Genomic DNA, 14728 nt, shown 5'->3' with positions numbered 1-14728 from the left:
CGTCCCCTTCCGTCAAGCCTCGGACACCACCGACTCCGTCGTCGACCCCAACGCTAGTCTGGCCGCGTGCAGCCCGCCGACCCGGCACCCGCCACCGGCGGTGTCACCGCTCCCCCGAAGCGACGCGTCCCCCTGTGGGACAACGCGCGCTTCGTCTGCGTGACCCTCGTCGTCATCGGCCACGGGATCCAGCGGCTGACCGCCAACTCGGACGTCTCCCTGATCGTGTACCTCACGATCTACGCGTTCCACATGCCCGCCTTCGCCATCATCTCGGGGTACTTCTCGAAGGCGGGGGCGCCGAACTCCCGGGCGATGCGCCGCGTCCTGACCGACATCCTGCTGCCGTACCTGATCATGGAGACGGTCTGGACGCTGGTGCAGTTCCTGGTCGAGGGCCAGTCGGAGTTCAACCCGACCAAGCCGAGCTGGACGCTGTGGTTCCTGCTCGCGCTCGGCATCTTCCGACTCGTGCTGCCGTACCTGGCGCTGCTGCGCTGGCCCCTGCTGATCAGCGTCGTGCTCGCGGTCGGAGTCAGCTACTACGACAACATCGACTCGACCTTCTCCCTCGCCCGGGCGATCGGGATCCTCCCCTTCTTCGTGTTCGGCTGGCGGCTGCGCGGGTGGAGGGCCGGCTCGGCGCTGCTGGTCGACCGCTGGCTCGCGCTCCCGGCGCCGCGCGTGCTCGCCGTGCGCGTCGTGGCGGTCGTGCTGTTCGCGATCACGGCGCTGGTGATGACCGTCAACATCGACGCGTTCCGAGCCGCCGACCTGCGCTTCTGGTTCTTCTACGACCGCCCGTACGACGCGCTCGGCGAGACCGCCTGGTGGGCGGGGCTCGTGCGGCTCGCCCTGATGCTCACGGCCGTCGTCCTCTCGCTCGCGCTCTTCGCGCTCATCCCCCGCGGGCGCACCGTCCTCACTCCCTGGGGCCAGTCGACGATGTACGTGTACCTGCTGCACAGCTTCGTCCTCTACCCGCTGCGGGAGTCGGGCGTCCTGTCCTCGGCCGACAGCGTCCTCGCACTCGTCCTCATGATCGTGCTCTGCATCGCGGTCTCGGTCGTCCTCTCCCTCGGCTGGGCACGCACCGTGTTCCACAAGATCGTGGAGCCGCGGGCGGCGTGGCTCTTCGCTCCGGTGAAGGACGAGCGGCCGGAGCGGGCGGGGCGCGCGGACCCCACGGGGTCGAAGCGCGACGCGCCTGCCGCGACCGACCGCGGCCCGCGCCGCTGACCGGGCGCCTCGCCGGGATTACCCCGTGTGTCGGGCACCTCGCCCCCGCGCGGCGGCACGCCTAGGCTCGTCGCGGCGGAGAACGGACTCCGCCTGGACGACTCAACGACCCGATTGGATGCACCATGACCGACCCCGCCCAGTGGCAGTTCGAGACCAAGCAGATCCACTCGGGAGCGGCTCCGGACCCGGTCACCAAGGCCCGTGCGACTCCGATCTACCAGACCACGTCCTACGTGTTCGACAACGCGCAGCACGCCAAGAACCTCTTCGCCCTCGCCGAGTTCGGCAACATCTACACGCGCATCCAGAACCCCACGCAGGCCGTGGTGGAGGAGCGCCTCACCGCTCTCGAGGGCGGCTCCGGCGCCCTGCTGCTCGCGTCGGGCCAGGCCGCCGAGACCGCCGCGGTGCTGAACATCGCGCACGCGGGCGACCACATCGTCTCCTCCTCCTCGATCTACGGGGGCACGTACAACCTCTTCAAGTACACCCTCGCCAAGCTCGGCATCGAGACGACCTTCGTCGAGAACCAGGACGACCAGGAGGAGTGGCGCCGCGCGGTGCGCCCGAACACCAAGCTCTTCTTCGCCGAGACCGTCGGCAACCCGAAGATCAACATCCTCGATATCCGCGCGGTCGCCGACGTCGCCCACGCGGCCGGCGTGCCCCTGATCGTCGACAACACGATCGCGACCCCGTACCTGATCCGCCCCTTCGAGCACGGCGCCGACATCATCGTGCACTCGGCGACCAAGTTCCTCGGCGGGCACGGCACCGTCATCGGCGGCGCCATCGTCGACGGCGGCACCTTCCCGTGGACCGAGAACGCGGCGAAGTTCCCCGGACTGACGACGCCCGACGAGTCGTACCACGGCGCCGTCTACACCGCCGCGGTCGGCGACTCCCTCGCCTACATCATCAAGGCCCGCGTGCAGCTGCTGCGCGACCTCGGCGCCTCGATCGCCCCGGCGAGCGCCTGGCAGCTCATCCAGGGCATCGAGACCCTGTCGCTGCGGATCGAGCGCCACGTGCAGAACGCGCAGGAGATCGCCGAGTACCTCGAGAACCACTCGGACATCGCCTCGGTCAACTACTCGGGCCTGCCCACCTCGCCCTGGTACGCCGCCGCGAACCGCTACGCGCCCAAGGGCGTCGGCGCCGTGCTCTCGTTCGAGCTCAAGGGAGGAGTGGACGCCGGCCGCGCGTTCGTCGACTCGCTCACCCTGTTCTCGCACCTCGCGAACATCGGCGACGTCCGCTCGCTCGTCATCCACCCCGCCTCGACCACGCACTCGCAGCTCACCCCGGAGCAGCAGCTGACGGCGGGGGTCACGCCCGGCCTCGTCCGCCTCTCGGTCGGGCTGGAGAGCATCGACGACCTGCGCGCCGACCTCGCCCAGGCCCTCCGCGCCGCACGCGCGGTCGTCGAGGCCTCCCGCGCGAACGCCTGATCCGCTGCCCCTCCCGCGGGAGGGGACGGTCGAGATCCCCTGCTGAGGCGGGGGATCTCGTCCGTGAGAGGCGATCTCGCGCGCGCACGCCGGGACGGGCGTAACAAACCACGGCGCGGGGCGGCGCTCTGACACGATGGACACCGCTATGGACTGGCAGCAGACACTCGAGGACACCGTCCCTTCGGCGTTCGTCACCGAGCGCCAGCTGCGCTCGGTGATCGGCAAGCCCCCGGCCACCGGGGCCTGGCGCGACGGGGACGATCCCGGGAACCGCCGCTTCGTCGACGTCGGCCCGTTCGACTTCGAGTCGGGCGGCCACCTCCCGCACGTGCGCATCGCCTACGAGACCTGGGGCGAGCTCTCGCCCTCCGGCGACAACGCGGTGCTGGTACTGCACGCTCTGACCGGCGACTCCCACCTGATCGGCCGCGGCGACCGCGGGCACGCCACCGACGGCTGGTGGTCCGGGCTCGTCGGGCCGGGCGAGGTCATCGACACCGATCGCTACTTCGTCGTCGCCCCGAACATGCTCGGCGGCTGCCAGGGCTCGACCGGCCCCGCCTCCCTCGCGCCGGACGGGCACGAGTGGGGAGCCCGCTTCCCGTACACGAGCGTCCGGGACCAGGTCCGCGCGCAGGCGCTCTTCTCGGATCTCCTCGGCATCGAGCGCTGGCACACCGTCATCGGCGGATCCATGGGCGGGATGCAGGCGCTCGAGTGGGGCATCGAGCATCCGGAGCGCGTGGCCCGGCTCGCCGTCCTCGCCGCTCCCCCGCGCGCGACCGCCGATCAGATCGCCCTCAACTTCGTGCAGCTCGAGGCGATCCGCAGCGATGCGAACTTCGCCGGCGGCGCCTACTACGACGCCGGCGACGGCCAGGGCCCGTACCACGGCCTCGCCCTCGCCCGACGGATGGCACTGCTCAACTACCGCAGCCCCTCCGAGCTCAACGACCGCTTCGAGCGCAGCTGGCAGTCCGGGATCAGCCCCCTCGGCGGCGGCGGGCGGTTCGCGGTCGAGTCCTACCTCGACTTCCACGGCAACAAGTTCACCCGGCGCTTCGACGCCAACAGCTACATCACGCTCGTCGAGGCCATGAACTCGCACGACGTCGGGCGCGGACGGGGCGGCGAGGCGGAGGCGCTCTCCCGCATCACGAGCCCCACTCTCGTCCTCGGCATCGACAGCGACCGCCTCTTCCCGGTCGAGGGTCAGCGGATCATCGCCGCGCACGCCCCCGGGAACATCGACGGCGACGAGGTCGCCGTGATCAGCTCGACGTTCGGGCACGACGGCTTCCTGATCGAGGACGACGCGGTCGGCGGCCACCTCGCGCGACTGCTCGCCGTCTGATCGGGTCCGGGCGGACGGGCGAGCGGTGGCTATCGTGAGTCGGGGGGCTTCCCCCCGGAGACCCGAGGGAGCAGCCCGGTGCCGATGATCCGCAGCGCGCGGGAGCGCGACCGCCTCCTGCGCCAGTCCGCGCGGGCCGTGGGCCTGCTGACGGACACCGCCGCTCTCGCGCTGGTCCTCGTGCCCGGCACGCTCGGTCCGATCGCGGTTCCGGCCGCGGTGGCCCTCCTGCTCGGTCTCGCCGCCGTGCACGTCCAGCTCGGCCGCAGCGGCGGGCGGCTGTGGCTGATCGCGAGCGGAGCGGGCGGCCTGCTGCTCAGCGCCGGGCTCGCCCTCGATCTCGCGGACTCCCCCGATTTCGCCGCCTTCGTCCTCGTCAGCACGGCGAACGCGGTCACCAGCACGGTCGCCGTCGTCGTCACCACGTCGACGCGTCGGGCACTGCTCCTGCTGCCCGTGATGGTCGCCAGCCTGATCCCGTCGATCCTGATCGCGAGCAGCGCCATGACCCTCAACGCCCTGCTGCTGAGCCTGCTGCCCTGGGGGTGCCTGTGCGCCCTCGCGCTCTGGATCAGCACCGCGGTGCCCCGGGTCGTGCGTCGGATCGACAGCATCGGCAACGCGCACCGCGTCGAGCGGCAGGCCAGCGAGACGGAGGCGCAGCGCCGCCAGGGCGCGCGGCTGCTGCACGACACCGTCCTCGCGACGCTGACGCTGCTCGCCCACTCCGGCGTCGGAGTCTCGGTCGACGCGCTCCGCCAGCAGGCCGCCGAGGACGCGCACCTCCTGCGCCAGCTCCGCCTGGGAGCCACGCCCACCCCGAGCGCGTCGGGCTCCTACCAGCTCACCAGCGTGACGAGCGCTCCCGCGGCGAACACGCTCGAGAGCGTCAAGAAGCGCTTCGGCCGGATGGGCCTGGACGTCATCTGGCACGGCTCCGGCCAGATCGTGCTGAGCGGCGCCGCTCTCGACTCCTTCCTGATGGCCCTCGCGGAGTGCCTCGAGAACGTCCGCCGCCACTCCGGGGTCAACTCGGCCGACGTCACGATCACCGAGGACGACGGGACGGTGCGCGCGATGGTGACCGACGCGGGCGTCGGCTTCGACATCGGCACCGTGCCCGCCGCCAAACTCGGCTTCAAGGAGTCCGTCGTCGCCCGCCTCGCGGACGTCGGCGGGCGGACCCGGCTGTTCAGTGCGCCCGGAGCCGGCACGACCGTCGTCCTGGAGGTGCCGAAATGACCGAGACGGTCGCCCCGCTGCTCCGCGGGGGCCCCTCGCGCCGAGGACGGCCCTCACGAGCGGCCTCGTCGGCCAAGCGGCAGCACGAGGGGCTCGGCACGAGCTACCTCGGGAGCGGCCTGACCGGCATCGCGCTCGCGATCATGGTGTACGAGCTGCTGGTCTTCCTCTCCACTCTCGACGACTACGACGAGGCCGGCCTCGTCGTCGCAGCCTGGCTGCTGCTGGTCGCGATGTTCGGAGCGACCGTCCTCGCGATCCGCCTCTCCGGCCAGAGCCTCCCGTCGTGGGCGTACGCCGCCTTCCTCCTGGGAGCCGCGACCACGGTCGTCCTCGATCTGATCGCCGTCGCAGGTGCGCCGGGCGCCGGAGCCGCGCCGACCGCCGCGGTGGGCGCCGCCGTCGCGCACGCGGCGCTGATCGTGCACCGCCGAGGAGTCGAGATCATCGTCGTGGCGCTGATCATCACCGCGGCCGAGCTGCTCGCGTTCGCGGCGATGGCCTCGGACGGCGCGGCCGCGATCTCGGTCCGGGTCAGCGCGCTGATACTGACCGTCACTCCGGCCGTCGTCGTCGTCGTGATGATGCGCGGCTTCCGCCGCATGGTGCAGCTCGAGATCGACCGGGCGCTCGTGCAGAGCACCACGACGGGCCCGCGCTACGCCGTCGGGATGCTCGCGTCCGAGGAGCTCGCGCGGCTCGACCTCGCCGCGGAGCAGCTGCTGGCCGAGGTCGGCGACGCGACCACTCCGCTCCCCCTCGACTCCACCCGCGCCGCCCGCGCCGCCTCGCTCGCCACCCAGCTGCGGCTCCACCTCATCGAGGGGCGCCGCGAGACCTGGCTGCACCACGCGATCCTCGAGTCGGAGTTCCTCGCCCCCCTCGTCCACCTCGAGGACCCCGACGGCACCGCCGGGCTGCTCGGCCAGGCTCAGCGCGACGGCCTCCTCTCGGCCATCTGGCTGATCCTCGACGGAGCGGTCGGCACCCCCGCGGCACTCCACGTGCACGCCGGAGCACCGCGTGAACCCGGCCCGGACGCTCCCGCACGCACCCTCCTCGTCCCGATCCTGCTCCGCTGCGAGGGTGTGCCACTGCGCGGAGTCGATCCTGCGACGTGGGAAGCTATCGCTCAGGTGGGCGCCTCCCGCACCCCGTCCCGCGGCGGCGAGCTGCGGATCGAGATCGACTGCCTGGTCGAGAACCCCGTCGACCGATGACGGGACGCCTCGGGACACCGCCCACCCGCCTCCGCCACGAACAGCCGAAGGATCCCCGATGACACACACCGCCGAGCCGAAGATCACCCTCGCCGTCGTCGACGACCACAAGATGCTCCTCGGCGCCCTCACGGAGTGGATCCGGGGCGCCGCCTCCGACATCCAGCTCGTCGCCGCCGTCGCCTCCTGGCCCGAGCTCCTCACCCACCCCGAGTTCCCCGTCGACGTGGTGCTGCTCGACCTGGACCTCAAGGACAACATCCCGATCTCGGTGAAGCTCTCCACCCTGAAGACCACCGGCGTGAAGACGGTGCTGATGAGCACCTATTCCGAGCCGGCCGTCGTCCGCGAAGCGCTCGCCTCGGGTGCGCTCGGGTACCTCGTGAAGACCGAGGACGCCGACATGATCGTCGAGGCGATCCGCGCGGCCAAGGACGGCCACTCCTACATCTCGCACGAGCTCGACATGGCGCTGTCGACCGGCGACTCCGACGGGGCCCCGAAGCTGAGCGCCCAGGAGCGCCGCGTCATGGCGCTCTACGGCGGAGGCGAGCCCGTGAAGTCGGTGGCGTTCGAGCTGGGCATCTCCGAGGAGACCGCCAAGTCGTACCTCAAGCGCATCCGCGAGAAGTACCGCGTGGTCGGCATCGACGTCGGCACGAAGGTGGCGCTGCGCAAGCGCGCCATCCACGACGGGATCCTGATCGAGACGGACTGAGTCGTTGTGCCCGGCGGTCCCCGCCCGCCGGGCCGCGGTCGGCTTCGCGACGTGGCGAGTACCGCAGAGCGTCCTGCGGCGCCCTGCCGGGATCCGCTGGCACGCGGAGCAGTGTTGGCTGTGCCCGGCGGTCCCCGCCCGCCGTGCCGCGGTCGGATTCACGACGTGGCGAGTACCGCAGAGCGGGTCGCGGCGCCCTGCCGGAATCCGCTGGCACGCGGATTCCGGTCGCGGGCTCACGCGCTGCTCGCCTGCCCGGCGGTCTCCACCTGCCGGGCCGCGGTCGGCTTCGCTGCGCGGCTCGATCCGCAGAGTGCCCTGCCCTGATCGACCCCAGCCCCACCCTGCTGGTCGAGTAGCCGGCCGCAGGGCGGCGTATCGAGACCCGCGTCCTCCGAGGTCGGCCCAGCGGCGGGACCGGACGAGCCCCCTACAGGGCGTTGATCGGGACGCTGCCGGTGCCGGGGGCGGCGGGCTCGCGGGGGCCGGTGTGAACGGTGCCGCGCGCGCGGTCGAGGGCGAGGCTGCCGATCGCGAGCAGGATGCCGGCGACGGTGAGCAGGACGCCGACCCAGATCGGCGAGAGGTAGCCGAAGCCGGCCGCGATCGCGACTCCGCCCAGCGCGGCGCCGACCGAGTTGCCGATGTTCAGCGCCGAGTGGTTGAGGGCCGCGGCGATCGTCTGGCTGTCGCGGGCGACGTCCATCAGCCGGGTCTGGATCGCGGGCGAGGCTCCCGCCGAGAAGCCGGCCGCGAGGAACCCGAAGACGAGCAGGCCGACGACCGTCGTGGCCGTCAACGCCAGTCCGATGAGCGAGACGGCCACTCCGACGAACAGCACGATCAGGGCGCGCGTCACGTTCCGATCAGCCGCCCAGCCGCCGACGAGATTGCCGACGGTCATGCCGAGGCCGATCACGACGAGCACCCACGGCACCGCACCGAGCGGGAGTCCGGTGATCTCGGTCGAGAGCGGAGTGATGTAGCTGTACATCGCGAAGAGGCCGCCGAAGCCGATGGCGCCGATCGCGAGCGTCCACCAGACCTGAAGCCGGCCGAACGCCTTGAGCTCGTTCCGCATGGTCGCGCGGGGATCGCCCGGCTGGTGCGGCACGAGCAGCTGGACGGCGACGACCGTCGCGGCGAAGATCGCGGCGACGACGAGGTACGCGGTGCGCCAGCCGGCGTTCTGGCCGACCCAGGTGATCGCGGGGACTCCGACGACGTTCGCGATCGTGAGCCCCGAGAGGACGAAGGCGACGCCCTTGCCGCGGCTGCCGGGACCCATGAGATCGGCGGCGACGAGCGACGCGATGCCGAAGTACGCGCCGTGCGGCAGGGCGGCGACGAAGCGGGCGACGAGCACGAGCTCGAACGTCGGCAGGAGGGCCGAGGCGACGGTCCCGAGCGTGAACGCGACCAGCAGGCCCAGGAGCAGGCGCTTGCGCGGCCAGCGGGCGGCCGCGGCGGCGATCGTGGGGGCCCCGACGACGACTCCGAGGGCGTACGCCGAGATGAGCATGCCGGCCTGCGAGTTGGCCAGCTCGGTGTCGGTCGCCCAGACGCCCGGGAGCAGGTCGGCGGCGAGCTGCGGGAGCAGGCCCATCGCGACGAACTCGGTCGATCCGATGCCGAAACCGCCCATCGCGAGGGCGAGCAGGGCGAGGCGGGTCCGTCCGGGCGAGAGAGTCACCGCACCAGGGTACGCGGAATCCGGAGTAGATCGAAACGATTCGAGCGGGAGCGCTCTCCCGCTCGACTCACTCGCCGAGCGCGCGGTCGAGTCGCTCGATCTTCGCGTCGATCTCGCCCGAGTAGCCGGGGCGGATGTCGGCCTTCAGGACGAGCGAGACGCGCGAGCCGTGCGCGCCGACCGCCTCCGTCGCCCGCTTGATCACGTCGAACACCTCGTCCCACTCGCCCTCGATCTCGGTGAACATCGAGGTCGTGCGATTGGGCAGTCCGGAGTCGCGGACGATGCGGACCGCTGCGGCGACCGCGTCGTGGACGGAGGCGTCGGGGCCTTCGCCACCGGAGGGAGCGACCGAGAACGCGACGAGCATGGGGACCTCCTGCTGTGCGGCCGCGAGTCGGCCGCTCGTCCCCGAGCCTACGAGCCGTGCGGACTCAGCGGGCGACAGCAGTCTTCCGCACGGCGCCGGCCTGCAGCGCTCCGTCCGCGACGCGGGTCCCCGAGCGCCACAGCTCACGGACGACCCAGCCCAGCAGGACCAGCAGCAGGACGTTGCGCGCGGTGAGCACGAGCACCATCCACCAGTGCGAGTAGAGGAGGAAGAGGTAGAGGTACGGGTACACGAGCTGGGTGAGCGCGGCGATCGCGAGCGCCAGCCGGGCACCCGTCCGGAACGCGTCGCGATCGACGACCAGGCCCGCGATCACGGGCGGGGCGAGCCAGACGACGTACTGCGGGGAGAGCACCTTGTTCACGTCGATGAACACGACGACGAACGCGAGCGCGAGCAGCGGGAACAGCCGGCCGGCCGAGGCGCCGGACCGCAGCGCACGCAGCCCCAGCAGTGCGACGGCGAGCATGCACACGGCGAGCAGCGGGGTCATCAGGTCGGCGGCGGCACCGGTCGAGGGCCCGTGCATCTCGAAGGTGTTGATGTCGGCCGCGTACCAGACGTAGCTCCCCGAACCGTCGATCGTCGACAGCCACATCCACGGGGTGCTCACCACCGCCTCGATCTGGAGCCCCCGCGTCGTCTGGTCCGAGACGAAGCTGAAGACGTGGTCCCCTCCTCCCGCGACGACGACGGCGGCGACGATCACCGCGGACGCCGCGGCGGGCACGAGGATACGGCGCACCCGACCGCGCAGCACGAGGACGGCGGCCGCGAGGATCGCCGCCGGCCAGACCTTCACCCAGGTGGCGATCGTGAGCAGCAGGGCGGAGGCTCCGGGCCGGGTGGCGGCCCAGAGCATCCCGGCGATCGCGGGAGGTGCCGTGAACGCGTCGATCCGCCCGACCGCGATCGGGCCCAGCAGCACGAGGAAGAGGAGCCACCAGCGCGCGGCGACCAGCCGCGCGGGACGCCGGCCGCGGACGAGGACGGCGAAGGCCGCCGCGTCGGCCAGCGCCACCAGCACGAGCCACACCAGGTCGTACCCGGCGGCGCCGAGCAGCCATGCGGCCGCGATCGGCGCCCAGGCGAGGATCGGGTACACCCAGCCGGTGTCGATCCCGGCGATGCCGCCGCCGTCGACGGCCGTCTGCATCCACTGCTTGTAGACGATGCTGACGTCGCCCATCGGCAGGCCCGGCGCGAAGAGCGCCAGCACCGAGAGGACGACGTGCACGAGGGCGAAGGAGCCCCAGAGCACCGTGGCGGAGTCGCGGTTCTCGCGCAGCCAGGCGATCGGGCGGGCGGTCGCGCGGGGTCCTGGGGTCGTCACGGCGTCATCATAGAGCGGGCGTCGAACGGCATCCTGGCAGGCACCGACCGACGGCCGATCCTCAGTATCCGGCGAACGCGTCGGTGCGGATGCGCTTCGCGCCGGCGCCGCGCAGAGCGGCCCGGACCGAGTCCACGAACAGCGGAGAGCCCGAGACGAATCCTGTGCGGCGCGGGGCGTCCGGCACCAGAGCCGCGAGGGACTCGGCGGTGAGGCGTCCCGACGCGTGGGTCCAGCCCTCGGGCAGCAGGTCCGGAGCGGGCGGTGCGACGAGCACGACCCGCGCGCCCGACTCCGCGAGCAGCTCGCGGTACGCGACGTCCTCGATCCGTGGGACGGCGTAGACGACCACGACGTCGCGCGGCGGTCCGGCGGCGAGCGCGCGGAGCTGCGCGGCGAACGGGGTGATCCCGATGCCTCCGGCGACGAGGAGGAGGGGGACGGCGGGATCGGCCGGCAGCACGAAGTCCCCGCCGACACCCGTTGCGCGGACGACGGCCCCGGGCTCGAGGGACGCGAGGGCGCGCTTGAAGCTGCTCGCCTTCTCGGGCACCCGCATCGCGATCGCCAGCTCGGCGTCGCCGGGGGCGGAGGCGAGCGAGAAGGTGCGCCGGCTCCCCCGCGCATCGGAGCGGTGCGGCAGATCGAGCTCGAGCCACTGGCCCGCCTCGAAGTGCAGCGGCGTGCGCGAGTGGAACCGATACTCCATGATGCCCGGCGCGATCGTCTCCGCCGAGCGCAGCTCGAGCGGCAGCCGTCGGCGCTGGCGGTGCGCGAAGGCGAACGCGAGCGCGTTGCCGACGACGAGTCCCAGCTCCGGGCTCGAGTAGAGGATCCCGAGGTGGAACGGGACGCTCGTGATCAGCGCCGCGACGACGGCGACGACGAGCTGCTGGGAGCGGCGCGGGGCGAGCGTCAACGGCTCCGTGAGCATGAAGGCCGCCGCGAAGACGAACGGGTAGGCCGTGAGGACGGAGAGCGCGGCCGCCGCCGGCTCCTGCCCGCCGAGGACCGACTGCGTGATCGAGACGGCACCCGCGACCAGCACGAACACGAGGAAGATCGCCCAGCGGCGCACCCGCGCCACGATCACCAGCGCCGCCACCAGCACCCAGGGCCAGAGCGCGCCGGTCGGCAGCACCCAGGCGGCGGCCGTGAGCGAGCCGTCGAGCGGTGTGCCCTCGATCAGACCCGCTGCGAGGGCGACGAGGAGGACGGCCACGGCGGCCGGGTTGAAGAGGTGGCGGCCGCGCCAGGCGAGGACGTACTTCGACGCCGCGGCGATCACGCCGACCAGCGCGACGACGAGCAGTGCTCTCGGCTCCGCGGTCGGGAAGAGGAGGAACGCGATGAGGAGGCCGGTGACCAGCGAGGACTCGAGGTGCGCCGGCGAGCGCACCGCCCGCGCGATCAGCCAGGTCGCGGCCGTCGTCGAGACCACGGCCACCACCGCCGTCGCGGCGATCTCGAGCGGCGTGAAGAAGATGCGCCCGGCCGCGGAGTAGGCGAGGGCCACCAGGAGGAGCGCGGCGAGCGTCATCCAGACCAGGCGGTACATGGTGATGCGCCCGAGGGCGCGATCGAGGGTGCCGATCATCGGAAGACCTCTCCGGGGAAGCGGGGCGAGTGGTGGAGGGAGCCGTCGCTGAAGACGCGGACGAACTCGAAGTCGAATCGATCGGCGAGCGTCTCGGGCGGGGCGACGAAGAGCGCCGTGGCGAGGCCGTCGGCGAGCAGGGCGGAGTCGGCGACGGCCCAGGTGGCCACGACGGTGTCCACAGGCCGGCCGGTGCGTCCGTCGAGCACGTGGTGCAGGCCGTCGCCCCAGGCGCGGCGGTTGCTGGCGGAGGCGCAGAGCGCGCGCTCGAGGGGGACGGCGACGCCGATCGCCCGAGCCGGATCGTAGGGGTGCTCGAGCGCGACGCGGAACGGACCGGCCGCGAGGGCGCGGAGATCGCCTCCGGCGTCGACGACCGAGTGCTCGACGCCGGCCTCGAGCAACTCGTCGAGGACCAGGTCCACGAGGTGGCCCTTGCCCGCCGCTCCGACGTCGAGTACGACGGGAGCCGCGGTGTCGAGGCCGCGTCCGCCGCGTGCGCGGGCGGCGGGCCACGACGGCGCAGCGGCGACGGGGCCGCGGGGCACGAGCGTGTAGTCGGCGTCGTAGCCCAGCTGCTCGAGGGCGTCGCCCACGAAGGGGCTCACCGCTCCGCCCGTCAGCTCGTGCAGGTCGTCGTAGAGGGCGAAGAGCTCCTCCGCCTCCTCGGGGAAGACGTGCTCCCCCGACTCGGTGCGCAGGCGCGACGCGTCGGAGTCGGCGCGGAATCGCGACCAGGTGCGGTCGTACCGGTCGACGACCGCGTCGACACGGGCGCGGACGCCCGCGTCGAGCGCGTCGCCGGAGTCGATCCGCCAGACGGTGCCGATCGCGTCGAACCGCCAGACGTGCTCGAGCACGTGCCGGTCGTCAGGCCGCGGCATCGGCCTTGATCGTCTCCACGGCGTCGTTGAAGCCGCCGGAGGTGAGCGAGGAGCCCGAGACGACGCTCACGTCGAGCTCGTCGAGGGGGACGCCGACGACCTCGCCGGCGATGCCGCTCGCGAAGCGCTCCTGGTACTGCTCTCCGGTCGGGTTCTCGGACTGCGGGGTGACGGTGACGGCCGTGACGACGCCGCCCTCGAGCGTCAGCTCGACTCCGACGGTCTCGTTCCCGCCGGGCGAGGTGTAGGCGCCCTCGGCGTCGTACGTGCCGTCGGCGTAGGCGCTGTCGCTCGCCGCCGCGTCTCCGGTCGCCGCCTCGGTCGAGCCGGTGGCGGGCTCGGACGCGGCCGAGCTCGAGCCGGTCGTCTCCTCGGCGGAGTCGGTGCCGGCGGTCGCGGTGCTGGAGCAGGCGGCGAGGGCGGCGAGCGTGCCCGCTCCGGCCAGGAGGGTGAGGGCGTAGCGGACGGGAGTCGTGGTCTTCGCGGTCATGTCTGTTCTCCTGAGTGGGGTGCGGACGCGGCTGTGGGTCCCGACTGTAGAGGCGGGACGTGTGGGGTTCCGATGAAGCGGCCGTGGGGCTGCGGTGATGCGGCCGCGTCGCGCGCTTCTCCCGGGACAACGACGGGGCGCCGGGATCGGTTCAGGCATCCGGAGCATTGACAGGCTGTCCTTCTCGCGGGGACAGCCCGGCGCGTCACTCCAGGAGGCTCGCGACGATGCGCGGCAGGTGCTCGGCGATGTCGAGGGCCGCGATCGGCCCTCCTCCGGAGGCGCTCACGCCCGCCCGGGCGTGCAGGACGGCCGCGGCCGCTGCGGTGGAGGCGAGCTCGCGGTCGGCGAGGGCCGCCCCTCTCGCCTCGGCATCGGCCGAGCGTCCTGCGAGCAGTGCCCCCAGCACCCCGCCGAGGACGTCGCCGCTGCCGGCCGTCGCGAGCCACGGAGTCGATCCGCTCACCTCGAGCGCGACGTCGCCCGAGACCACGTGCGTCGTGCTGCCCTTCAGCAGCACGCAGACCCCGAACCGCTCGGCGGCGCGGCACGCCCAGTGCCCCGGATCCGCGGCGATCGTCGCGGCGTCGACCTCGACTCCGGCCCGCTGGAGCATCCCGGCGAGCTCGCGGAAGTGCGGAGTGATGATCACCGGTCCGGCGACCTCTCCGACCAGATCGAGCGCGCCCGCGTCGAGCACGACCGGCACCCCCGAGTGCAGCTGGTCGAGCAGCACGCGCCGCTCCTGCTCGGACCGGTCGTCGGCACTGGTGCCCGACCCGACCAGCCACGCCTGCACCCGTCCGACCGAGGTGACCACCTCGGGCCGCCGCGCGAGCACGAGCCCGGAGGGCCGCTCCGCCCCCAGGTACCGCACCATGCCGACCCCCGTCCGGACGGCCGCCTCCACCCCGAGCACCGCCGCCCCCGGATACCTCTCGGACCCGGTCGCGACCCCCAGCACCCCCCTGCTGTACTTGTCGTCCTCCGCCCGCGGCCGCCGCAGCACCCCCGCCGCCTCCGCCGCCCCGAACTCCCGACTCCCACTCATCCCCCCACCCTAGGTCGCCCCCTCCCGCCCCCGGCAGCCCCGCCCGCACGCCTCGTCCC

At 72.7% G+C, this 14728-nt stretch carries 13 protein-coding genes; 6 read left to right on the top strand and 7 right to left on the bottom strand.

Annotation, left to right across the window (positions count from 1 at the left end; genetic code table 11):
* The first annotated feature begins 66 nt into the window (after window positions 1-66).
* The 6 genes from ASF46_RS05905 (at window position 67) to ASF46_RS05880 (ending at window position 7230) form a co-directional block, all read left to right on the top strand.
* Window positions 67-1239, top strand: a complete 1173-nt coding sequence (locus tag ASF46_RS05905) for an acyltransferase family protein (protein WP_056866758.1) — start codon at window positions 67-69, stop codon at window positions 1237-1239.
* A 125-nt stretch (window positions 1240-1364) separates the two neighbouring features.
* A complete protein-coding gene (locus ASF46_RS05900) occupies window positions 1365-2693 on the top strand; it encodes a bifunctional o-acetylhomoserine/o-acetylserine sulfhydrylase (protein ID WP_055788297.1) in 1329 nt (442 codons plus the stop codon).
* A gap of 148 nt (window positions 2694-2841) precedes the next feature.
* Window positions 2842-4050, top strand: coding sequence for a homoserine O-acetyltransferase MetX (gene metX, locus ASF46_RS05895; RefSeq protein WP_056866757.1), 1209 nt, complete (start codon window positions 2842-2844; stop codon window positions 4048-4050).
* An 84-nt stretch (window positions 4051-4134) separates the two neighbouring features.
* Window positions 4135-5292 (top strand): sensor histidine kinase, encoded by a 1158-nt coding sequence (locus tag ASF46_RS05890; protein WP_056867472.1) that lies wholly within the window; start codon window positions 4135-4137, stop codon window positions 5290-5292.
* A complete protein-coding gene (locus tag ASF46_RS05885; protein WP_056866756.1) occupies window positions 5289-6512 on the top strand; it encodes a hypothetical protein in 1224 nt (407 codons plus the stop codon). Before ASF46_RS05890 ends, ASF46_RS05885 begins: the two co-directional genes overlap by 4 nt.
* Before the next feature lie 58 nt (window positions 6513-6570).
* The gene (locus tag ASF46_RS05880; protein WP_056866755.1) at window positions 6571-7230 is read left to right on the top strand and encodes a response regulator; all 660 of its coding nucleotides are present in this window, start codon (window positions 6571-6573) and stop codon (window positions 7228-7230) included.
* A gap of 430 nt (window positions 7231-7660) precedes the next feature.
* Here the strand turns inward: ASF46_RS05880 and ASF46_RS05875 are convergent, their stop codons facing one another.
* The 7 genes from ASF46_RS05875 to ASF46_RS05845 form a co-directional block, all read right to left on the bottom strand.
* Window positions 7661-8875, bottom strand: coding sequence for an MFS transporter (locus ASF46_RS05875; RefSeq protein WP_056867471.1), 1215 nt, complete (start codon window positions 8873-8875; stop codon window positions 7661-7663).
* A gap of 115 nt (window positions 8876-8990) precedes the next feature.
* Window positions 8991-9293 (bottom strand): thiamine-binding protein, encoded by a 303-nt coding sequence (locus ASF46_RS05870; protein ID WP_056866754.1) that lies wholly within the window; start codon window positions 9291-9293, stop codon window positions 8991-8993.
* A gap of 64 nt (window positions 9294-9357) precedes the next feature.
* Window positions 9358-10647, bottom strand: a complete 1290-nt coding sequence (locus ASF46_RS05865) for a glycosyltransferase 87 family protein (RefSeq protein WP_056866753.1) — start codon at window positions 10645-10647, stop codon at window positions 9358-9360.
* 61 nt (window positions 10648-10708) lie between these two features.
* On the bottom strand, window positions 10709-12244 hold the full coding sequence (locus ASF46_RS05860) for an FAD-dependent oxidoreductase (protein WP_056866752.1): 1536 nt from the start codon (window positions 12242-12244) through the stop codon (window positions 10709-10711).
* The gene (locus tag ASF46_RS05855) at window positions 12241-13128 is read right to left on the bottom strand and encodes an FAD:protein FMN transferase (RefSeq protein ID WP_056866751.1); all 888 of its coding nucleotides are present in this window, start codon (window positions 13126-13128) and stop codon (window positions 12241-12243) included. Before ASF46_RS05855 ends, ASF46_RS05860 begins: the two co-directional genes overlap by 4 nt.
* Window positions 13115-13618, bottom strand: coding sequence for an FMN-binding protein (locus tag ASF46_RS05850; protein WP_056866750.1), 504 nt, complete (start codon window positions 13616-13618; stop codon window positions 13115-13117). Before ASF46_RS05850 ends, ASF46_RS05855 begins: the two co-directional genes overlap by 14 nt.
* 205 nt (window positions 13619-13823) lie before the next feature.
* Window positions 13824-14669: an ADP-dependent NAD(P)H-hydrate dehydratase gene (locus ASF46_RS05845; protein ID WP_056866749.1), complete on the bottom strand. Its 846-nt coding sequence runs from the start codon at window positions 14667-14669 to the stop codon at window positions 13824-13826.
* Between the last annotated feature and the right edge of the window lie 59 nt (window positions 14670-14728).

This window comes from Rathayibacter sp. Leaf296, from assembly GCF_001423045.1.
Lineage (GTDB): Bacteria > Actinomycetota > Actinomycetes > Actinomycetales > Microbacteriaceae > Rathayibacter > Rathayibacter caricis.
Note: the sequence above shows the minus strand (reverse complement) of the source record. Positions and strands in the feature narration are given on the sequence as shown.